At 69.2% G+C, this 21,594-nt stretch carries 14 protein-coding genes; 3 read left to right on the forward strand and 11 right to left on the reverse strand.

The annotated features are described in order from the left end of the window. Window positions 1-300: 300 nt before the first annotated feature. The 7 genes from IE263_RS21580 to ngcE form a co-directional block, all read right to left on the reverse strand. A complete protein-coding gene (locus IE263_RS21580; RefSeq protein WP_373312038.1) occupies window positions 301-1,674 on the reverse strand; it encodes a sugar ABC transporter permease in 1,374 nt (457 codons plus the stop codon). Then, entirely contained in the window at window positions 1,671-2,462 is a 792-nt protein-coding gene (locus IE263_RS21585) for an ATP-binding cassette domain-containing protein (protein WP_189939546.1), read from the reverse strand. Before IE263_RS21585 ends, IE263_RS21580 begins: the two co-directional genes overlap by 4 nt. 262 nt (window positions 2,463-2,724) lie before the next feature. After that, window positions 2,725-3,819 (reverse strand): sugar ABC transporter substrate-binding protein, encoded by a 1,095-nt coding sequence (locus tag IE263_RS21590; protein WP_373312039.1) that lies wholly within the window; start codon window positions 3,817-3,819, stop codon window positions 2,725-2,727. Window positions 3,820-3,942: 123 nt separating this feature from the next. Then, window positions 3,943-5,142, reverse strand: a complete 1,200-nt coding sequence (locus IE263_RS21595; RefSeq protein ID WP_189939099.1) for an ROK family transcriptional regulator — start codon at window positions 5,140-5,142, stop codon at window positions 3,943-3,945. 306 nt (window positions 5,143-5,448) lie between these two features. Beyond that, complete coding sequence (locus IE263_RS21600) at window positions 5,449-6,372, reverse strand: carbohydrate ABC transporter permease (RefSeq protein ID WP_189939101.1); 924 nt, start codon at window positions 6,370-6,372, stop codon at window positions 5,449-5,451. A gap of 2 nt (window positions 6,373-6,374) precedes the next feature. Beyond that, window positions 6,375-7,301 carry a carbohydrate ABC transporter permease gene (locus IE263_RS21605; RefSeq protein WP_189939103.1) on the reverse strand — a complete coding sequence of 309 codons (927 nt, stop codon included), beginning with the start codon at window positions 7,299-7,301 and terminating at the stop codon, window positions 6,375-6,377. A 28-nt stretch (window positions 7,302-7,329) separates the two neighbouring features. After that, window positions 7,330-8,796: an N-acetylglucosamine/diacetylchitobiose ABC transporter substrate-binding protein gene (gene ngcE / locus IE263_RS21610; protein WP_189939105.1), complete on the reverse strand. Its 1,467-nt coding sequence runs from the start codon at window positions 8,794-8,796 to the stop codon at window positions 7,330-7,332. 350 nt (window positions 8,797-9,146) lie between these two features. Here ngcE and IE263_RS21615 point away from each other — a divergent pair, with 350 nt between their 5' ends. From IE263_RS21615 to IE263_RS21625, 3 genes are all read left to right on the forward strand, one after another. Further along, window positions 9,147-12,938, forward strand: a complete 3,792-nt coding sequence (locus IE263_RS21615; protein WP_373312040.1) for a GH92 family glycosyl hydrolase — start codon at window positions 9,147-9,149, stop codon at window positions 12,936-12,938. 108 nt (window positions 12,939-13,046) lie between these two features. Continuing rightward, on the forward strand, window positions 13,047-13,571 hold the full coding sequence (locus IE263_RS21620) for a hypothetical protein (RefSeq protein ID WP_189939107.1): 525 nt from the start codon (window positions 13,047-13,049) through the stop codon (window positions 13,569-13,571). A gap of 15 nt (window positions 13,572-13,586) precedes the next feature. Beyond that, window positions 13,587-15,575: an alpha-glucuronidase gene (locus tag IE263_RS21625; RefSeq protein ID WP_189939109.1), complete on the forward strand. Its 1,989-nt coding sequence runs from the start codon at window positions 13,587-13,589 to the stop codon at window positions 15,573-15,575. Here IE263_RS21625 and IE263_RS21630 read toward each other — a convergent pair. The 4 genes from IE263_RS21630 to IE263_RS21645 all read right to left on the reverse strand — a co-directional run bounded on the left by IE263_RS21630 (window position 15,565) and on the right by IE263_RS21645 (window position 21,557). Then, window positions 15,565-17,628 carry a beta-galactosidase gene (locus IE263_RS21630; protein WP_189939110.1) on the reverse strand — a complete coding sequence of 688 codons (2,064 nt, stop codon included), beginning with the start codon at window positions 17,626-17,628 and terminating at the stop codon, window positions 15,565-15,567. The genes IE263_RS21625 and IE263_RS21630 overlap by 11 nt on opposite strands. After that, window positions 17,625-18,308: a hypothetical protein gene (locus tag IE263_RS21635; protein WP_189939112.1), complete on the reverse strand. Its 684-nt coding sequence runs from the start codon at window positions 18,306-18,308 to the stop codon at window positions 17,625-17,627. Before IE263_RS21635 ends, IE263_RS21630 begins: the two co-directional genes overlap by 4 nt. Window positions 18,309-18,378: 70 nt before the next feature. Continuing rightward, window positions 18,379-19,890 (reverse strand): GH39 family glycosyl hydrolase, encoded by a 1,512-nt coding sequence (locus IE263_RS21640; protein ID WP_189939130.1) that lies wholly within the window; start codon window positions 19,888-19,890, stop codon window positions 18,379-18,381. Then, window positions 19,887-21,557 (reverse strand): ABC transporter substrate-binding protein, encoded by a 1,671-nt coding sequence (locus IE263_RS21645; protein WP_229911089.1) that lies wholly within the window; start codon window positions 21,555-21,557, stop codon window positions 19,887-19,889. The genes IE263_RS21640 and IE263_RS21645 overlap by 4 nt, the downstream gene beginning before the upstream one ends. Window positions 21,558-21,594: the final 37 nt, after the last annotated feature.

A 21,594-nucleotide genomic window follows, 5' to 3' on the forward strand; every position in this document is an offset into this window, starting at 1 on the left:
CCTCCTTGCAGTAGAGCTGATCGAGCTGTTTCCGGGCGCATCGAGTCTAATGTTCCGCCCCAGCGCCCAGCGCCGGGCCCGTACGTGATCCATCACGCAACGGCGGTACCCAGGATGGGCCTCCCCTATGACACGCCTTTGCCCGGTACCGCGCGGGTACCGGGCAAAGAAGGGGACCGCAACGAGCCTCTAGGGGCGCGGGGCTGTATCGATATGCGGCTCCGCCGCGTGGGCGCGACCAGCCACGACGGCGGGTCACCCGCAGACGCACCGCACCCCGAACGGCGCCACCGCGAACCGCTAACCCCGGCCGGCGGCCTTCTGGCTCTTGCGGGAGACGGAGTCGATGACCACCGCACCGAGCAGAACACCACCGGTGATCATGTACTGGATCGAGGTGTTCATGTTCAGCAGGTCCAGGCCGGTCTGGATGGACTGGATGACCAGCATGCCCAGGAGGGCGGACCAGACGGTACCGCGGCCGCCGAAGAGGCTGGTGCCACCGATGACGGCCGCCGCGATGGCGAGCATCAGGGTGTTGCCGCCACCGGCGCTGAGCGTCGCGCTCGCGGTCTGACCGGCGAAGAACATACCGCCGACCGCCGCGAAGCCACCGGAGATGGCGAACACGGTGATGCGGACCATCGGCACGTTGATACCGGCACGGCGGGCCGCCTCGATACCGCCACCGACCGCGAACACCTGGCGGCCGTACGTCGTACGCCGCAGGACGAAGTCGACGATCACGAGCGCCGCCAGGAAGATCACCAGCGCGTTGGAGACACCGGCCGAGTCGTTGAGCACGGCGGCGGCGACGAAGGACGCGACGGCGAGGGCACCGACGCGCAGCAGGATCTCGCTGGTCGGCCGGAACGGAACGCCCGCGGCCCGGCGGCGGCGCTGCTCGTTGAAGTTGCCGACGAGGGAGAGCACGACGGCGAGGCCGGCCAGCAGGTAGGCGCCGATGATGGCCTGGTCCATGAAGAAGGAGCTCTGGCCGAGCAGGTGGACCGGGCCCGAGTCGGACGGGATGTTGATCGTGCCGCTGTCGCCCAGCAGCCACAGCATCAGACCGTTCCAGCCGAGGAAGCCGGCCAGGGTGACGACGAACGCGGGTACGCCGATCTTGGCGAAGAACCAGCCGTGCAGCGCGCCGATGGCAATACCGGTGAGGATCGCCAGGAGCAGCGACAACCAGGCGTTCATGCCCTGGTTCACCACGAACACGGCGAACAGGGTGGAGGCCAGACCGCTGACCGAACCGACGGACAGGTCGATCTCGCCGAGCAGCAGGACGAACACCAGGCCGATGGCGAGCATGCCGGTGGCCGACAGGTAGTAGCTGATGTTCGAGAGGTTGTCGGCGCTCAGGAAGCGGTCGTTCTGCAGCTGGAAGATCGTCCAGATGACGATCAGGCCGATGACCACCGGCAGCGAGCCCAGCTCGCCGCCCTTCACCTTGCGCTTGAACTCGGTGACGTAGCCCTTGAGGCCCTCTTCGCGGACCAGCAGACGCGGGTCGACGACGGCGACCGGCGCGGCCGTGGGGTCGTCGGCGGGCGCCACGGTGGCCTGCTTCTCGACCACGCCTTCGGTCTTGCCGGCCTTCGTGGCCGTCGTGGCCTTCTCCGGCTCCGGGGAATCGCTCTTCACGGTCTTCGAGGTGTCGCTCACTGTGCCGCCTCCGCGGTGCGCCGCCCCGCACGACGGGTCACGGCGTTGTCCGTGGCACCCGTGATCGCGGCGATGATCTCTTCGTGGCTGGTGTCCTTCACGGAGAAGGAGCCGTTGTTCTTGCCCAGGCGCAGAACGGCGACGGTGTCCGCGACCGCCTTGACGTCGGCCATGTTGTGGCTGATGAGGATGACGCCGAGGTCGCGCTCGCGCAGCCGCTCGACCAGGTCGAGGACCTGAGCGGTCTGCTCGACGCCGAGGGCGGCGGTGGGCTCGTCGAGGATGACGACCTTCGGGTCGCCGATCAGGGCGCGGGCGATGGCGACGACCTGACGCTGACCGCCGGAGAGGCTCGCGATCGGGATGCGCACGCTCGGGATGCGGATGGAGAGCGTGGACAGCAGCTCGCGGGCGTTCTTCTCCATCGTCACCTCGTCGATGACGCCCCGGTGCAGCAGCTCGCGGCCGAGGTAGAGGTTGCCCACCACGTCGAGGTTGTCGCAGAGCGCGAGGTCCTGGTAGACCGTCGCGACGCCGAGTCCCTGGGCGTCGTGCGGCTTGGTGATGCTGACCGGCTTGCCCTCCCACTCGATGACGCCCTCATCGATGGGGTGGACACCCGCGATCGTCTTGACCAGGGTCGACTTACCTGCGCCGTTGTCGCCCACCAGGGCGACCACTTCTCCGGCGTGGACCTCCAGATCGACATCGGTGAGTGCCTGCACCGCACCGAATCGCTTGGAGACTCCGCGCAACGCCAGCACGGGCGTAGCGGACACGTGAACCATCTCCTTCGCCGCCTGACCGGCGGGGATGCCGCGCTTGGGGGTGTGCGCGGTGGGACGTGCGGGCACCCTTGGTGTCCGCACGAGGTTTACAAGATGAACATGCGCGAATCCGCTGCGCTTGGCAACGGTTCCGTCCGACGCCCGCCCCGGCAGCGGGGTGTGAAGGTGGGGCAGGCGTCGGCGGGGTCTCGCGGGACCGCTCGGCGGTCTGGGCCCGAGTCCCTCACCGGGACCCGGACCGGGTTACGCGGGGTGCGCGTGCTTACTGCAGACCGGCGGCCTTGCAGGCGGCGGCGTACTCGGCGGTGCAGATGTCCGCGGCCGTGTACAGACCGTCCTTGACGACCGTGTCCTTGATGTTGGCCTTGGTGACCGACACCGGCGTCAGCAGCTTCGAGGCCACCTTGTCGCCGGAGCCGCTGGTCAGCGTCGTGTTGGTCAGGGACTTGATGTCCTTGCCCTGCAGCAGGTTGACCGCGAGCTCGGCGGCGGTGTCGGCCTCGGGCTTGTAGGCCTTGTACACCGTGGCGGACTGGGTGCCGGCGACGATCCGCTGGATGGCCGCGAGCTCGGCGTCCTGACCGGTCAGCGGGATGTTGCTGATCTTCGCACCCTTGAGGGTGTTGGCGATACCACCGGCCATGCCGTCGTTGGCGGCGTAGACGCCCGCGATGTTCTTGGCGCCCAGCTGCGTGATCGCCGCGGACATCTTCTGGGCGGCGACGGTGTCCTTCCACAGGCCGGACTGCTCGTAGGCGATGTCGACCTTGCCGTCGAGGACCTTGTGGGCGCCTTCCTTGAACTGGGCGGCGTTCGGGTCGGCGTCGTCGCCGTTGATCATGACGACCTTGGACTTGGCGGTCGCCTTGGCGCCGAGGGCGTCGAGCAGGGCCTGGCCCTGGAGCTCGCCGACCTTGACGTTGTCGAAGGAGACGTAGGCCGAGACGGGGCCCTGGGCGAGGCGGTCGTACGCGACGACCTTGACGCCCTTGTCCACCGCGGACTTGATGGAGGACTTGATCGCGGCGGAGTCCTGGGCGGAGACCACGATGACCTTCACACCCTTGGTCACCATGCTGCTCATCTGCTGGGCCTGCTTGGCCGGGTCGGCCGCGGCGTTCGCGTACTGGACGTCACAGTCGGAGCACAGCTCCTTGACCTTGGCCTCGAAGTACGGCTTGTCGAACTTCTCGTAGCGCGCGGTGACGGTGTCGGGCAGCAGCAGGCCGATGGACTTGCTGTCCGAGCTGCTGCCGGAGTCGTCCTTGTCGTCGCCGGCCTTGCCGCAAGCGGCGATCGACAGGGCCATGGACACGGCGGTGGCGCCGATCACGACTCTACGCATCGTTGCGTTCATGTGGGGTGTGCCTCCCTGACAGGGCCGCAACGCTGCGGCCGAGGTGGCAGGAAGTCAACTCGGCCACACGTGCGACGTCAAGAAGTAAATACTTAACGAGATGGCAACGGGGTCATTCGTTCTCTAAGTGAAGGCGGGTGCGGCGGCGTGCAGAGTGCTGTCCAAAAGGGTCGAATCACCCATCTCGCTGAGGGCGAGAGCGAGCGCTCCGAGCACCTCCGCGCGGCCCCCGAGCGCCCCCGGGAGAACGGAGAGTTGACGCGCCGCGCTGGGGATCGCGTAGCGGCCGACGGACTCCCTGACCGGCCCGAGCAGCAGCTCACCGGCCTCGGCGAGATCACCGCCGAGGACCACCCGGCTCGGGTTCAGCAGGTTGCAGAGGTTGGCGACTCCACTGCCGATGTGACGGCCGACATCGGCGATCACCCGACGGCAGCCCGGGTCTCCGTCCCTGGCCAGCCGCACGACGCCTTCCATCGTCAGGTCCGTGCCGTGACTGGACTGGAGCAGCGGAAGCACATAGCGCGCGGCCGTGAAGGTCTCCAGGCAGCCCCGGTTGCCACAGCGGCAGACAGGGCCGGATTCGTCGAGTGTAATATGTCCGATTTCTCCTGCGGTTCCGCCCGGCCCGCGGTAGATCTTCCCGTCGATCACCAGACCGGCGCCGACACCGCTCGCGACCTTGATGTAAGCAAGATCACGCACACCCTTGCCGCTGCCCCAGACCAGCTCACCGAGGGCACCCAGGTTGGCGTCGTTGTCCACGTGCACGGGCACGCCGAGGCGGCCCCTCAGCTCCTCGGCGGGTCTGGTGCCGATCCAGCCGGGCAGGATGGCCGAGGAACCGAGCGTGCCGGACTCCAGATCGATCGGCCCGGGCACGCCGAGGCCCACCCCGGCGATCTTCGTACGGTCGACCCCCGTGGCCTCGATCAGGCGGTTGACCAGCTGTTCCGCCCGGTCGAAGCCCTGGGTCGAGGAGGCGTCCACATCCAGTGGCTCGGACTCCTCCGCGAGGACCTGGTGGGCGAGGTTGCCGACGGCGACACGGAGGTGGGTGTGGCCGAAATCGACCCCGATGACGATGCCGGCGTCACCACTGAGGGAGACGCTGCGAGCCCTGCGGCCACCGGCCGAGGTGGGCGTGACCTCGACGGTTCCGCCGTCCTTGAGCTCGCGCACGATGTTGGAGACGGTGGCCGCCGACAGACCGGTCGTCCGGGCGATCTCCGCCTGCGTGAGGGACCCGGCCAGACGCACGGCGCGTACGACTCGCTCCAGGTTGGCTCGGTGCAGCGACGACTGCGACCCCGGAGTCTCCACGACGACCTCCTGCGCGCGGGACCGCTTCAATGAGGCCCCGTCTATGTCCAACTAGTGAACTCTAAGCTGAGCTGTTCGGGTTGCCTCCCGTCAAGAGGTTGAACAGTATCCGCGTGGTCGAACACACGGACGCGCGGTGACTCCGCCCGGGGTAGCGGGGTGTGCGGGGGCGGGTGCGGGGCGTTGCGGAAGTCAGGCCAGGAGGCGGCGCGCAAAGCATACAAAGTGGACGGAACATGATGAAAAGCGGCGCACGCCGACCCCGCTGCCCCGGGAATCCGCGTACGCCGCCTGAAGACGTGAGGTTTACTTCAGCGCCCCCGCTGTCAACCCCTGCACCACCTGCCGCTGGAAGACGATGTACGCGGCCAGGACCGGCAGCATCGCCATCACCAGGCCCGCGAAGAGGCCCGACCAGTCGCCCTTGTAGCCCTGGCTGACGGCCAGCTGGACCAGGCCCTGGGTAAGGACGCGCTTGTCGGGGTCGGTGTTGAGGACCGTCGGGAGCACGTACTGGTTCCACTGGCCCAGGAAGTTGAAGATGCCGACGCTGATCAGGCCGGGCTTGGCCATCGGCAGCATGATCTGGAAGAACGTCCGGCTGTGCGAGGCGCCGTCGACGAACGCCGCCTCCGCCACCGAGGTGGGCAGCGTGCGGAAGAACGCCGTGAGGAAGAACACCGTGAACGGCAGCGAGTACGCGATGTAGACGAGGATCAGGCCGTGGATCGTGTTCAGCAGTCCCATGTTGTTCACGACGTAGAACAGCGGGACCAGCGCCAGCATGATCGGGAAGCTCATGCCGCCGATGAAGAGGTAGTAGATGAAGCGGTTGCCCGGAAAGTCGAACCGGGCGAGGACGTACGCCGCCATCGAGCCCAGGACCAGCGTGCCGACGAGCGAACCGCCCACCACCAGCACGGTGTTGAGGAAGTAGTCGCTCATGTTGGCCTCGGTCCAGGCCCGCGACCAGTTGTCGAAGTGCAGCTCGTCCGGCAGCGACCACGGCGAGCCGAAGATGGAACTGTCGTCCTTGAAGGAGGTCATCACCGCCCACAGCAGCGGCAGCACCACCATGACCGCCCAGAGGACGAGGATGCCGTGCGAGAAGACGTTGAGGACCTTGCCCTCCGTCCTCCCCGCGCGCTGCTGCGGGGCCGGTACGTCGACCTTGGTGACGGGCACGCCGGACTCGGCCGGCAGGGGCGCGGGGGACTCCGTCGTCTTCATGATCAGTACTCCAGCCGCTCGCGCCGCCCCAGCCGCATCACGACCGCGGCGAAGGCCAGCGTCACGATGAGCAGGGCGACACCGATGGTGGTGGCGTAGGCGGCCTGACCGTCACGGAACGCCTTCTGGTACACGTACAGGACCATGACGGTGGTCGAGTAGTCGGGACCGCCGGGCCCGGTCGTCATGATCTGCACGACCGCGAACGACTCCGCGCCGAGCGCGAGGATGCCCAGGTAGACCCAGCCGGACTGCACGGTGTCCCACAGCAGCGGCAGGGTGACGCGGAAGAAGGTGGTGGCGCGGTTCGCGCCGTCGAGCAGCGCCGCCTCGTACAGGTCCGCCGGGATCGACGCCATGCCGGCGGAGAACAGGACCACGAAGAAGCCGACCGTGGACCAGACGAGCACCGCCATCACGCACCACAGCGCGAGGTCCGGATCGCCCAGCCACAACGGCTGGACACCGTCCAGACCGACCCCCCGCAGGAGCGAGTTGACGGCGCCGCTGTCGGGGTTGTACGCGAAGGCGAACAACAACGCGACGATGGCGATCGACAGCACCTGCGGGAAGAAATACACGATCTTGTAGAAGGAGGAGCCCCGGACCCCGGAAATCACCGGGCCGCCCTTCCTTCTCCGCCCACCGACATTGATCATGAAGGCGAAGAACAGCGCCAGACCGATCGTCACCAGCGGCAGCACGACCGCGAACATCAAGCTGTGCTGCAAGGACTTCCAGAAGATCTCGTCGTCCAGCATCCTCCGGTAATTGTCCAGGCCGACCATCTTGAATTCGGGGCTCAGACCGGTCCAGTCCGTGAACGAGTAGTAGATGGACTGGATGAACGGCCAGACCACGAAGAGCGCGTACAGTCCCAGGGGCAGCGCCAGAAACCCCACGATGAACCGGTACTTGCCGTGCTGCATCGCCACTCCGGTGCCGTGAGAATGCCGGTTACTGGTGCTTGTAGTGCTTGATCGAGGTGTCCTTCGCGGTCTCGTCGGCGAAGCCCTGGATCTTCTTGACGGCCTCGGCCGGGGTGAGGCGGCCGGCCATCATCTCGCCGAGCCCCGACACCCCGATCTTCTCCTTCTGCAACTGCACGTACCAGTCCTGCATACGCGGATTCACCACGTTCTCGCCGGCCTTCTCCAGCGCGGCGACACCCGACTTGAGGCCGGGGGTGAGGGTGATCCCGTCGGTGCCGCCGTTGTACGCGGTCAGCGACTTCACCTTGGAGGTGAAGTTCTTCGAGGACGCCTCGCTGAGCATGATGCGCAGCTGCTCCATGCCGCCCGCCGCGTTCTTCGCCTTGTCCGGCACGATGAACGGCTCGCCGCCGGAGGCCCAGATGGTGCCGAACGGCATCTTGTCGGAGCTGTCGATGCCGGTGGGCGCGGAGACGGCCAGATCGAAGTCGGCGGGGATGACGTTCGCCGACTCGTTCTCCACCCAGGAGCCGTTGGGGATGAACAGGGCCTTGCCCTTGGCCCACGCGGTCTGCGACTGGATGTGGTCCAGGCCCGGGGTGCCCCGGAGGATGTAGCCCTTCCTGTAGAGCTCGTAGTACGCCTCGAAACACGCCTTGACCGCCGGGTGCTCCCAGGCCTTGGGCTCCAGGTTGTCGATGGCGTCGAGGACTTCGCGGCCCCCGACCTTGGCGATCATCGGGTACAGCGAGAAGGGAAGGTAATACGGGTACTTGCCCGCATATGTCCAGCCGGCGATGCCCTTCTTCTTGGCCTTCTCGCAGACCGCGAGCATCTCGTCCCAGGTCTCGGGATACGTGGCGTCCAGCGAGTCCAGGGCCTTCTGCGAGTACCAGACGCCGTACACGGTGTAGGCGTAGTACAGGATCCAGACGGGGTCGCCGTCGAACTGGCCCATCTCCACGATGCCGGGGCGCAGCGTGTCGCGGACCTTCTTGTTCGGGTCGTCGTAGGAGGGGGCGTCGAGCAGCGGGGTGAGGTCGGCGAGCTGGTTCTTGCCGACCAGGACGCCCATGTCCATCTGCTCGGCACCGGAGTTGTCGATGAGGTCGGGCGGGGTGCCCTGGTTGAAGCGGGGCTGGAGCACGGACTGGATCTTCTGGGTGGCCGAGAACTTCACCTTGACCTTGGGGAAGTTCTTCTCGTAGATCTTCACGGCGTCCTCGGCGTACGCCTTGCCGAAACCGCCGTCGAACAGCACGAATTCCATCTGCGCGGTGTCGTTGACACCGAGTGGGTTCTTCTCGGTTTTCTGGCCGGCCTTGGCCTTGTCCCCCTCGCCGCCTCCCCCACTGCTGGCGCAGGCGGACAGGAAACTCATCGTGGGGACGGAGATCAGGCCGAGTGCCACGGACCGCTTGATCAGATCACGGCGGCCGACACCTTCAGAACCGCGGCTTTCGGACGCGTCGGAAGCAGAAGTGGATCCCATGCTCAAGTCCTCGCCTTCTCCAGGACTCAGGCGGTGAACCGGATCCTCACCGGCACCGCGGTAGGTCAAGCAGGGTCGCGCGGATCGCGTGAATTGCCGACAGGTATAGTCCATTTCTTGCCGACGGAGCAAGATCGAACGCAAAGTTGGCCATGGGTCTTTTCCGAGTTGAGACCTCGGGGAAATATGGGCCGCTTGTGGGCGCCCTGCCGGAAAACCGCACGACATGAGCCCCCCGTGGCGCAATCGGCAACCTTGACATCGGTTGCCACTTGGCCACCTACTGATTCCTGCGCGATCAGAGGGACAGCAGGGGACAACGTTGTCCGGGGCGGGGAGGGTGCTCACGCATGCAGCGGTTCCGATGGGTCCGGGCGGTCGTTCTCGCGGCCGCCCTCGTCATGACGGCCGGCACACCGGGAACGGCCGTCGCACTGCCGCCCCGAGTCCCGGTCGCCGAGCGGGAGTTCGCGTCGTCCTTCGAAACCGGCCAACCCGCCCCCGACTGGCAGAGCACCGTCGAGACGGCACCGGGCGGCGGCAAGCGCGCCTCGGGCGTCGACGGCGGCTACGGCGGCGGGCTCCCCGGCGAGGTGACCGACCGTGTGACGGACGTCCGGGCCAGCGCGGAGAACTCGGCCGGCGGCGAGGTGAAGGAGAACCTCGTCGACGGTGAGGCGGGCACCAAGTGGCTCACCTTCGCGGCGACCGGCTGGGCCGAGTTCGACCTCCCCGAACCGGCGGCCGTCACCACCTACGCGCTCACCTCGGCCAACGACTTCGCCGAACGCGACCCCGCGGACTGGACCCTCGCCGGCTCGACCGACGGCACCACCTGGACGACCCTCGACACCCGCTCGGGTGAGTCCTTCGCCGAGCGGTTCCAGACGAAGACGTACACCCTCGTGGCCCCGGCCGCCTACCGCCACTTCCGGCTGGAGGTCACGAAGAACCACGGCGCCGGGATCCTCCAGCTCGCCGACGTGCGCTTCGGCACGGGCGGCAGCGGTGGTCCCGTACCGCCGGACATGCTCACCGTCGTCGACCGCGGCCCGAGCGGCTCCCCCACCGCGAAGGCACGCGCCGGCTTCACCGGCCTGCGGGCCCTGCGCTACGCCGGGCGCCACACCGCCTCCGGGCGCGGGTACTCGTACAACAAGGTCTTCGACGTGAACGTGCGGGTCGGCTCGCGGACGCGGTTGGCGTACCGGATCTTCCCGGCGATGGCCGAGGGGGACCGGGACTACGCGGCGACGAACGTGTCGGTCGATCTGGCCTTCACGGACGGCACGTATCTGAGCGGGCTCGGGGCGAGCGACCAGTACGGGTTCCCGCTGTCGCCGCGGGGGCAGGGTGCGGCGAAGGTGCTGTACGCCAACCAGTGGAACGACGTGGTGGCGGGGATCGGATCGGTGGCGGCCGGCAAGACGGTCGACCGGATCCTGGTGGCGTACGACTCCCCCGGTGGCCCCGCGCGGTTCCGGGGCTGGGTGGACGACATCACGCTGCGGACGGCCGCGCCCGAGGCGCCGAAGGCCCATCTCTCGGACTACGCGGTGACCACCCGCGGCACGAACTCCAGCGGGAGCTTCTCGCGCGGCAACACCTTCCCGGCGACCGCCGTGCCGCACGGCTTCAATTTCTGGACGCCGGTGACCAACGCCTCCACGCTCGGCTGGCTGTACGACTACGCGCGCGGGAACAACGCCGACAACCTGCCCACGATCCAGGCGTTCAGCGCGAGTCACGAACCGAGTCCGTGGATGGGCGACCGGCAGACGTTCCAGGTGATGCCGTCCGCCGCGGCCGGCGTGCCCGACACCGGGCGGGCGGCGCGGGCGCTGCCGTTCCGCCACGCGAACGAGACCGCGCGGCCGTACTCCTACGGAGTGCGTTTCGAAAACGGTCTCACGGCCGAGATGGCGCCGACCGACCATGCGGCCGCGCTGCGCTTCACCTATCCGGGATCGGACGCGAGCGTCGTCTTCGACAACGTCACCGACCAGGCCGGGCTGACGCTCGACCGGGAGAAAGGCGTCGTAACCGGCTACTCGGACGTCAAGTCCGGGCTGTCGACCGGCGCGACCCGGCTCTTCGTGTACGGCGAGTTCGACGCGCCGGTGACGGACGGGGCGTCGAGCGGCGTCAAGGGCTGGCTGCGCTTCGACGCGGGCGCCGACCGGACGGTCACCCTGCGCCTGGCGACCTCCCTCATCAGCGTCGACCAGGCCCGCGACAACCTCCGCCAGGAGATTCCGGCGGACATGGACTTCGAGACGGTGAAGTCGCGGGCGCAGCGGCAGTGGGACAAGCTGCTCGGCAGGGTGGAGGTCGAGGGCGCGACACCGGACCAGCTCACGACGCTGTACTCCAGCCTGTACCGGTTGTACCTGTACCCCAACTCCGGTTCCGAGAAGGTTGGTTCGGCGTACAAGTACGCGTCTCCCTTCTCGCCGATGACGGGGCCCGACACCCCGACGCACACCGGCGCGAAGATCGTCGACGGCAAGGTGTACGTCAACAACGGCTTCTGGGACACCTACCGGACGACCTGGCCGGCGTACTCGCTCCTGACGCCCACTCAGGCGGGCGCGCTCGCCGACGGGTTCGTGCAGCACTACAAGGACGGCGGCTGGACCTCGCGCTGGTCCTCGCCCGGGTACGCCGACCTGATGACCGGCACTTCCTCGGACGTGGCCTTCGCGGACGCCTACGTCAAGGGCGTCGGCCTCGACGCGAAGGCGGCGTACGAGGCGGCGGTGAAGAACGCGACGGTCGTGCCGCCGACGTCGGGCGTGGGCCGCAAGGGCATGGCGACCTCCCCCTTCCTGGGCTACACGAGCACCTCCACCCACGAGGGGCTGTCCTGGGCGCTGGAGGGCTACCTCAACGACTACGGCATCGCCCGGATGGGCCAGGCGCTGTACCGGAAGACGGGCGAGAGGCGCTATCAGGAGGAGGCGGACTACTTCCTCAACCGGGCGCGGGGGTACGTCCACCTCTTCGACGCGCGGGCCGGCTTCTTCCAGGGCCGGGACGACCAGGGCGACTGGCGTGTGCCGTCGGCCGCCTACGACCCGCGCGTGTGGGGCTACGACTACACCGAGACCAACGGCTGGGGCTACGCCTTCACCGCCCCGCAGGACAGCCGGGGCCTGGCCAACCTGTACGGCGGCCGCGACGGCCTGGCGAAGAAGCTCGACACCTACTTCGCCACCCCGGAGACCGCCTCCCCCGAGTTCGTGGGCTCCTACGGCGGGGTCATCCACGAGATGACGGAGGCGCGGGACGTGCGGATGGGCATGTACGGGCACTCCAACCAGGTCGCCCACCACGCGATCTACATGTACGACGCGGCCGGTCAGCCCTGGAAGGCGCAGGCCAGGGTCCGCGAGGTGCTCGCGCGGCTCTACACCGGCAGCGCGATCGGGCAGGGTTACCACGGCGACGAGGACAACGGTGAGCAGTCGGCCTGGTACCTGTTCTCCGCGCTCGGCTTCTATCCGCTGGTGATGGGCAGCGGCGAGTACGCCGTCGGCTCCCCGCTGTTCACCAAGGCGACCGTCCACCTGGAGAACGGCGCGGACCTGGTGATCCGGGCGCCGAAGAACAGCGCGCGGAACGTGTACGTGCAGGGCCTGAAGGTCGACGGCCGCCCCTGGACGTCGACTTCACTCCCCCACTCGCTGCTGGCGAAGGGCGCGGTCCTGGACTTCGACATGGGCCCGAAGCCGTCGGCGTGGGGCAGCGGGAAGGACGCGGCGCCCGTGTCGATCACCCGGGACGACAAGGTGCCGGCGCCTCGGAAGGACGCCCTGAAGGGCGAGGGCGCGTTGTTCGACGACACCTCGGCGGCCGAGGCGACCGTGTCGGGCACGGTCGGCCTGCCGGTCACCGCCGCCACGGAGGCGGTGCAGTACACCCTGACCTCCGCCGACCGCACGCAGGCGCCCGCGAGTTGGGCCCTGCAGGGCTCGTCCGACGGCCGGACCTGGACCGAGCTCGACCGGCGCTCGGGCGAGACCTTCCGGTGGGACCGGCAGACCCGTGCGTTCACGGTCGCACGGCCGGGCACGTACGGGCACTACCGGTTGGTGCTCGACGGCGAAGTCGCCCTCACAGAAGTCGAGTTGTTGTCATGATCGTGTAACCAGCGGCGATCGCAGGCTGACTCGCCGTTCACGCCTGTCCCACAATGATCGAGCGCCCGGGAACATCGGGTGGTCCGGGACGAAGAGGGGGAAAGCGGGATGAGCGTCATCAGAAGGTTCACAGGCCTGCTCGCGGGTGCGGCGCTGGGCGCGGGGGCCCTGTTCGCCACGGCGGCTCCGGCACAGGCGTACAGTCCGAACCCGACGTTCAGCTCGTACTACTACGACACCGACACCTGCCCGTGCAGCGGCGGCAACCTCACCGACCCGTTCGACAACACCTACTTCGCGAACGACGCGGGCGGCTACGCCGTCAAGATGGAGCTCGTCAACTCCGGTGCGTTCGTGGGCAAGGTGGAGTTCCACCCGAACGACGAGAAACTGTGGGTGTACGACACCGCCAACGACGGTGACACCTACTACGTCAAGGTGGGGTACGCGTCCGGGGGGACGTACCACGACCTGGGCACCTTCACCCCGCCCGGCACCACGGCGGTCCTCGACCACTCGGTCCAGGACTTCGACCTCCCCGAGGGCGCGACCGTGGACATCTCCGTCTACGACGACGCGGGCCTCACCGACCTCATCGGCGCCGCGCGCGGAACCGGCGCGGCCATCGCCTAGCCACCGGAGGGGCCCATGCCACTGTCCGTGCCCACCCTGCCCGAGGGAATCGATCCCGCCTGGCTGCCACCGGACGCGTTCCGGCCGCTGGGCGAGCGGCGGACGTCGATCCGCGGCTCGGGGCCGTTCGTGGAGACCGTGCACGGTGAAGTGGCCGAGGCCTGCGAGCAGTTCGGCGGAGAGGTCGTACGAGGTGCCGGCACGGGCACCTCGCACGACCTCGTGCTGTGTCAGGGCGACGACGACCTCGGGGACGAGGGGTTCACGTACGAGCGGGCCGACGGAACCACCACCGTCACGGCGTCCGGCCGACGCGGGCTGCTGTACGGCCTGTTCCATGTCGTGCGGCTCGGTGAGAAGGCCTTCCGGGGAGCGTGCCCGCGCGAGGCGCACCGGCCGGCCGTCGCCCTGCGGATGCTGGACCACTGGGACAACGTGGCCGTGCATCCGGTCATGGGGCAGGTGGAGCGCGGGTACGCGGGCGGTTCGCTGTTCTGGCGGGACGGGCGCTCGCGCGGGGAGTGGCAGCGCGTACGGGCGTACGGGCGGCTGCTCGCGGCCTGTGGGATCAACGCCGTCTCCGTCAACAACGTCAACGTGCACGAGACCGAGGCCCATCTGCTGACCGACCGGATCGGTGAGGTCGCCGGGATCGCGGGGGTGTTGCGGCCGTACGGGATCCGGACGCATCTGTCGGTCACCTTCGCGGCGCCGGTCGTTCTCGGCGGGCTGCCCACGGCGGATCCGCTGGACGAGGCGGTGCGGGCGTGGTGGGCCGAGGCGGCCGCGCGGGTGTACGCGGCGATCCCCGACTTCGGCGGGTTCGTGGTGAAGGCCGACTCGGAGGGCCAGCCGGGGCCCTTCACCTACGGGCGCTCGCACGCGGACGGCGCGAACATGCTCGCCGCCGCGCTCGCCCCGCACGGCGGCACGGTCCACTGGCGGGCGTTCGTGTACGACCACCACCAGGACTGGCGGGACCGGACGACGGACCGGGCGCGGGCCGCGTACGACCATTTCGCCCCGCTGGACGGGGAGTTCGCGGACAACGCGGTGCTCCAGGTGAAGCACGGGCCGATGGACTTCCAGGTGCGGGAGCCGGTCTCACCCGTCCTCGGGGCGATGCCGCGGACCCGGCTCGCGGTGGAGGTGCAGGCGACGCAGGAGTACACCGGACAGCAGCGGCACGTGTGCTGGCTCGGGCCGATGTGGAGCGAGGTGCTGCGGTTCCGGCCGGAGGGCGAAGGGGGCGTGGCCGTAGGGGAGTCGGCGCGGGGTGGGCTGGTCGCCGTGTCCAACGTGGGGGACGACCCGTTCTGGACCGGGCATCCGCTGGCCCAGGCGAACCTGTACACCTTCGGACGGCTCGCCTGGCAGCCGGTCGCCGACCCGCACCGGATCCTCGACGAGTGGATCGCCCTCAGCTTCCCGTCCGCCCCGCAGCGGCTGGCCACCGGCCTGCGCACGCTGCTGCACGGCTCCTGGCGGACGTACGAGAAGTACACGGCGCCGCTCGGGGTGGGCTTCATGGTGCAGCCGGGGCACCACTACGGGCCGAGCGTGGACGGGTACGAGTACAGCCCCTGGGGGACCTACCACTTCGCGGACCGGGACGGCGTCGGCGTCGACCGGAGCGCGGCGACCGGTACCGGTTACGCGGCGCAGTACGCCAAGCCGTGGGCCGAGGTGTACGAGTCGCCGGCCACCTGCCCCGACGAGCTGCTGCTGTTCTTCCACCATGTGCCGTACGGGCATGTGCTGCACAGTGGGAAAACCGTGATCCAGCACATCTACGACACGCACTTCGAGGGCGTGGCGGAGGCGGAGGAGGCGAGGCGGGTGTGGGCGGGGCTCGCCGGACTGGTGGATCCGGCGCGCCACGCGCGGGGCGCGGAGCGGTACGAGGAGCAGCTCCGCAGCGCGCGCGAGTGGCGCGACCAGATCAACAGCTACTTCTTCCGCAAGTCGGGGGTGCCGGACGAACGGGGGCGGCTCATCCACTGAGGAACTGCAGGACCGCCACGCCCAGGGGATCGAGGACCAGGGATTCTCCCTGCCGCACCCGTTTGCCGGTGAACAGGTCGGTGCCGGTGGCGTGCGCGGACAGATGGGCGGTGACCGGCGCGTGGTTGAGGAGGAAGAGCAGGTGCATGCCGTCCGTGGTGACGCGGGTGGCGGTCTCCACGGTGGGCTGGTCGGCGTACGGCCCGAGCAGGCCGTGGCGGGTGAGGATCCGGCGGACGACCCAGTCGACCCCCGGCTGGTCGAGGGCGGTGGCGACGTACCAGCCCTCGCCCTCGCCGAACCGGTGGCGGGTGACGGCGGGGGTGCCCGCGTAGAAGTCGGCGCCGTACGTGCCGACCGGCTCGGCGCCGCGCGGCAGCACGATCTCGAAGACGAGGCGTGCTTCCGTCTCGAAGACCGGGCGTGCGTTCGTCTCCGGGTCTTCCAGGGTGACGGGCTGGGCGAACTCCCGGGGACGGGCGTCCCATTCGTCGACGCGGACGCCCATGAGCGGCGCGAGCGGGCCGGGGACGTCGGTCGGGAAGGCCCGGTCGTGTTCGTCGACACGCCCGGAGAGGAAGGTCGTCAGGACCGTGCCGCCGCGCGCGGCGACGGCTTCGAGGCGGGTGGCCAGGTCGCCCTTGACCATGTGCAGGACGGGGGCGAGCACCACGTCGTACGTGGTCAGGTCGGCGGTCTGCGGGATCACGTCCACGTCGGCGCCGGCCTCGCGGGCGGCCCGGTAGTAGGCGTGCACGGTGTCCTGGTAGCGGACGAGGCGGGAGGGACCGTCGGAGATCTCCAGGGCCCACCAGCTGTCCCAGTCGAAGAGCAGGGCGGTGCGGGCGGGGGTGCGGGCGCCGAGACTGATGTCACCCAGGAGCTGCAACTCCCGGCCCAGCTCCGCCACTTCACGGAAGACACGGGTGTCGTCGCGGCCCACGTGGCCGATGACCGCCCCGTGGTACTTCTCGCAGGCGCCGCGCGAGGCACGCATCTGGAAGTACAGGGCGGCGTCGGCGCCGTGGGCGATGGCCTGCCAGGTGGCCAGGCGCAGTTCGCCGGGGCGCCTGAGCGGGTTGACGTCGCGGCAGGCGGTGGTGGACGGTGTCTGCTCCATCAGCCAGAAGGGGGCGCCGTCCTTCAGGCCGCGGATCAGGTCGTGGGCCAGGGCAGGCCAGGTGGGCGGGGCGTCGAGGGGCGGGTAGCTGTCCCAGGCCGCGAAGTCGAGGTGGGGCGCCCAGCGGTGGTAGTCGAGGGGGCGAAACATGCCCATGAAGTTGGTGGTGACGGGTGTTTCCGGGTCGTGGGCGCGGATCACCTCCTTCTCGGCGAGGAAGCAGCCGAGCAGGGCGTCCGTGGTGAAGCGGAAGTAGTCGAGCGTGGTGCCCTGGAACGCGGTGTGGTCGGGGCCGCGCCAGTGCTCGGTGAGGGCGCTGGGGGGTTCGATCTCGGCCCAGTCGGTGTAGCGGTGCGACCAGAAGGTGGTGCACCAGGCGTCGTTGAGGGCGTCGAGGGTGCCGTACGTGGTCCGCAGCCAGGCCCGGAAGGCCTCGGCGCACAGGTCGCAGTAGCAGGCCCCGCCGTACTCGTTGTTGATGTGCCAGGCGAGCAGCGCGGGGTGGGTCGCGTAGCGTTCGGCGAGGCGGGCGGCCAGCTCCGTGGCCAGGCGGCGGTAGGCGGGTGAGCTGGGGCAGAAGTTGTGGCGCTGGCCGTAGCGGTGCCGGCGGCCCTCGAAGTCGGTGCGGTTGACCTCGGGGTACTTCTTCGCGAGCCAGGGCGGGAGGGCGGCGGTGCCGGTGGCGAGGCAGACCTGGCGGCCCTCGGCTGCGGCTCGGTCCAGGACGCGGTCGAGGACGGTGAAGTCGTAGACCTCCTCGGCGGGTTGGGTGAGTGACCAGGAGAAGACGCCGACGGTGAGGGTGTCGACGCCGGCCTGGGTGAACAGGCGGTGGTCCTCGTCCCAGATGTCCTCCGGCCACTGTTCGGGGTTGTAGTCACCGCCGTAGGGGATCTTGCCGGTGCGCGGGAGGTGGCCGTCGTGTCCGGTCATGCGGTGAAGTCCTCCTGGGTCTCGGCGATCACCGGGCGGCCTGCGTGCAGCAGGGAGAGCAGCAGCGGGGCGGCGAGCAGGGCGGGCAGGGCCTCGGTCAGCAGGGCGGTCATGGCGCCGGTCAGGACGAGCAGGGAGGTGGCGGCGAGGGTGGCCCTGCCCTGCCGGAGCAGGAAGTACGCGGCGAGGCGGGCGGTGTCGCGGGCGCGGAAGGCGAAGAGCGAGGTGAGGAGCAGGGCGTGGGCGCCCCACAGGAGGCAGGCCACGCCGATCACCCCGAGCAGCACCGCCCACCAGCCGGGGAGCCCGGTGGCGGAGAAGTGGGTGAGGGTGAAGGCGATCACGGTCAGCCAGGCCAGCAGGGGCGTCCACAGCTTCAGCGCGGGAAGGGCGTTGAGGCGCAGGCCCCGCCGGTAGACGCGGGCCGGGTGGAGGTCGGTGAGGTCGCGGCTGCGGTGGTGCAGGGCGTAGACCGCGGCGGAGGCGGCCGGGCCGAGGGGCAGCAGGCAGACGGCGGCGAGGGGCAGGTTGGCGGGATCGGGGCCGAGCAGGAGCAGGCCGACGAGGCCGGGCGCGGCGGTGGCCAGGAGCAGGGCCTCGACGGTGAGGACGGTGTGCAGGAGGGCGGCGGCGCGGGAGAGGGCGCCGGCGCCGAAGTCCGCGGTGCGTACGGTGCTCATGACGCCGCCCTCCCCTTGCCCGTGCGTACGGTTCTCCCGGCGCCACCCTCCCGTTGCCCGCGTACGGTGCTCATGACGCCTCCCCGCCGAGCAGCCGGCGTTCGTCCCACCAGGGCGGGGTCTCGTCGGTGAGCGGGGTGAGCTCGACGAGGGTGATCTCGTGGCGGGCCAGGGTGAGGCGCAGGTCGGCGCGGCCGTCGGCCAGGGGCAGTCGGCGGTGGCTGCGGGCGGGCTCGGCGGCCTCGTGCAGGACGTCCAGCTGACCGGCTCTCGGGGAGCGCGGGCTGCCCATGTGCCGCCAGGCGGTGCAGGCGTTGCCGTGCTCCTCGTCGACGGTCGACCGCCGGAGGAAGGCCTCGCCCCGGGCCGCCACCGGAATCGACAGGTGCACGTCGTGCCGGTCCGGGCCGGGCGTCTCGCCGGTCGGGTCGACAGGCGCCCAGGCCAGGACGGTCACCCGGCCGTCCGAGTGGCGGGTGACGAGGTGGTCGTGGCCGCGCGCGAGCCGCTCGGGGCCCATCCGGGCCATGAAGGCGTACAGGTGGTACGTCGGTTTGCGCACCTGCCGGTGGGTGAGCAGACCGAAGCCGCCGTGGAAGAGGGCGGTGGGGACGCCGATCTCCTCGAACATGTCGCTGAAGGTCCAGTAGGAGAAGGAGTCGGCGAGGTCCCCTCCGGCGGCGAGCACCGGGGCCAGGTAGGCGGCGTGGAAGGCCGTGTCGTGGACGGGGTTGTCGGGGCGGTAGGACGAGTTGAACTCCGTGATGTGGACGGGAAGTTCGGCATGTCGCGTGCCCTGGAGCTGTCGTCGCGGGGTGCCGAACTGCTCCAGCAGACCACTCGCCGGGCCCAGCGTCTGGTGGACCCCGAAGGGCACGTGCTGGGCCGGTCCGGAGGTGTAGGCGTGCCGGGAGACGAAGTCGAGGGGGACCTCGCGGTCCTCGGTGAACTCGGCGAACCGGACCAGCCAGTCGTCGGCGCCGGGCGAGATGGCCGGGCCGCCGACCTGGAGGTCCGCGTCCACCTCCTTCACGGCGTGCGCGGTCACCTCGTACAGCAGGTGGTACGCCTTCTCGTCCGCGCCCTGCCAGAAGTCGGGGAGGTTCGGCTCGTTCCACACCTCGATCGGCCAGGTGCGGACCTCGTCGAGGCCGTAGCGGTCGACGAGATGGCGCAGCGTGGCCCGGACCAGGCCGGCCCAGTCCTGGTGCGAGCGGGGCGGGGTGACGTTGCCGCGCCACCAGAACACCGTCTGCTCGCCGGAGGCCAACTCGGCGGGCATGAAGCCGAGTTCGAGGAAGGGACGGATACCGAGGGCGAGGTAGGAGTCGACGACCTGGTCGACGTAGGTGAAGGAGTGGTGGACGCGGCGGGCGCCCTTGTGGTCGTACGGGCGGTACACGCCCATGCCGTCGCTGAGCAGGCCGTGGCCGCGGATGTGCCGGAAGCCGATCTCGCGCTGTGTCAGCGACAGGGAGTCGATGTAGTCGCGGCGCAGGGCGAGTTCGATCCGGCCGGTGCCGACGGAGTACCGCCAGGCGTCGGAGAGCCGGCCGGCCGCCTCTGCGGGGACGCGGATCACCCGTTCTCCTTCTTGTAGCGCTCGTACGCCTTGTTGTGCAGGCCGACGAGCTGGTCCATGTTCTTCGCCTTCAGCTCGGAGACGTACGCGTCCCACTCGGACAGCGGGCGCTTGCCGAGGACGAACTTCAGCGTGTTCTGGGTGACGTGGTCCCGCAGCGGGGTCTCCCACAGGGTGGCCTGCTCCTGCTCCACGGACTGCAGGGGGTGCGCGGGGCCGATGGGCAGTTCCTGCCGCTGCGCCATGACGTCCTGGAACTTCTTCTCGTCCGGGCTGAAGGAGGAGGAGACCAGCGCCCAGCTGCCGCCGTAGGTGAAGACGCCGTTGAAGAAGCCGTAGTCCTTCTGCAGGTCCTTCGGGGCGTCCGGGGCGGAGCCCATGAGGCTGATGCCGTCCTTCAGCTTGTACCGGCCGTCGGCGTAGGTGTACGTGACGCCTTCCACACCCCACTTGGCGAACCGCTGACCCTCGTCCGAGTACCACAGCCAGTCCACGAACTGCATCATCGCGACGAAGCTGTCGCTCTTGAGCGCCTTGCTGGAGACCATGACACCGTTCTCCAGCCGGGCGCCGCCCAGGACCACCGGGCCGGCGGGGCCGAGCGGCACCGGGATCATCTCGATCCGCGCGCCCTTGACCTGCTTCTCCAGGTTGTAGCGGTAGTTCTGCACCAGCTCCTGGGGGTTGGCGCTGATCACGAAGGCCTTCTCGGCCAGCAGCTTCTTCACCGCGTCGTCGTCGGTCTGGGTGAAGCTCTCGGGGTCCATCAGCTTCTCGTCGACCAGTTTTCTCAGGTACTCGAGCATCTGGCGGAAGCCGTCCGTCGCACCGGTGAAGACGAACTCCCGCGCCTTGTCGTCCCAGCTGATGTTGTCGTACGTCCAGCCCGCCCGGACCCCGAACGCCTGGCCGAGGTAGCTGAACAAGGCGGCCGCGGGGTAGGGGGTGTTGGTGCTCCAGCGGTCGGTGAAGGGGTAGCGGTCGGGGTACTCGGCCTTGATCGCCTTGAGGACGGTGTACACCTCGTCCCAGGTGGTGGGCAGGCTCAGGCCGAGCCGGTCGAGGACGTCCGTGCGGAAGGACAGCGAGTAGCCGGACTTGACCTTCTCGTGCAGGCCGGGGAGCAGGTAGTACTTGCCGTCGGACTGCCGGATGGAGTCGAGCTCGGGCTCCAGCTTCCACTTGCGCACCTTGTCCTGGAAGTTGGGCATCAGGTGCACGTAGTCGCTGACCGGGAGGACCGCGCCGGACGACACGAACGCGACTTCCGCGGGGTGGTACGTCTTCGGGATCAGGAACGGGGCGTCGCCCGCGCCGATGAGCAGGCTGCGCTTCTTCTCGTAGTCGCTCAGGGGGACGCCGACCGGCTTCAGGGTGATGCCGGTGCGCTGGGTGAGTTCCTTCCAGAAGAGCCAGCTGTCCTTCGGGGGGTAGACCGGGTTGTTGTTGTGCAGGACCGAGAAGGACAGCGGTTTGGCCGCCTTGAACTGCTGGCCGGCCCGGTACTCCTTCATCGCGCCGTTCTGCTTCTTCGACAGGTCCTTGCTGTCCCCGCCGTCGTCGCCGCTGCCGCAGCCGGTGAGGGTGGCGAGGCCGATGAAGCCGGCGGCGGAGAGGATCTGACGTCGTGACAACTGCCCTGCGTTCTTGTGTCCTGCGTTCTTCACGGAGACTCCCTTGTTCCGTAAGCGAGCGACTTGACGG

It is taken from the genome of Streptomyces aurantiogriseus (genome assembly GCF_014649375.1).
GTDB classification, from domain to species: domain Bacteria; phylum Actinomycetota; class Actinomycetes; order Streptomycetales; family Streptomycetaceae; genus Streptomyces; species Streptomyces aurantiogriseus.

Coding starts and splice junctions, on each gene's coding strand:
- IE263_RS21585 (WP_189939546.1), bottom strand. CDS start 2,462: ATGGTTCACGTGTCCGCTACGCCCGTGCTGGCGTTGCGCGGAGTCTCC.
- IE263_RS21590 (WP_373312039.1), bottom strand. CDS start 3,819: ATGAACGCAACGATGCGTAGAGTCGTGATCGGCGCCACCGCCGTGTCC.
- IE263_RS21600 (WP_189939101.1), bottom strand. CDS start 6,372: ATGAAGACGACGGAGTCCCCCGCGCCCCTGCCGGCCGAGTCCGGCGTG.
- IE263_RS21605 (WP_189939103.1), bottom strand. CDS start 7,301: ATGCAGCACGGCAAGTACCGGTTCATCGTGGGGTTTCTGGCGCTGCCC.
- ngcE (WP_189939105.1), bottom strand. CDS start 8,796: ATGGGATCCACTTCTGCTTCCGACGCGTCCGAAAGCCGCGGTTCTGAA.
- IE263_RS21615 (WP_373312040.1), top strand. CDS start 9,147: ATGCAGCGGTTCCGATGGGTCCGGGCGGTCGTTCTCGCGGCCGCCCTC.
- IE263_RS21620 (WP_189939107.1), top strand. CDS start 13,047: ATGAGCGTCATCAGAAGGTTCACAGGCCTGCTCGCGGGTGCGGCGCTG.
- IE263_RS21625 (WP_189939109.1), top strand. CDS start 13,587: ATGCCACTGTCCGTGCCCACCCTGCCCGAGGGAATCGATCCCGCCTGG.
- IE263_RS21630 (WP_189939110.1), bottom strand. CDS start 17,628: ATGACCGGACACGACGGCCACCTCCCGCGCACCGGCAAGATCCCCTAC.
- IE263_RS21635 (WP_189939112.1), bottom strand. CDS start 18,308: ATGAGCACCGTACGCACCGCGGACTTCGGCGCCGGCGCCCTCTCCCGC.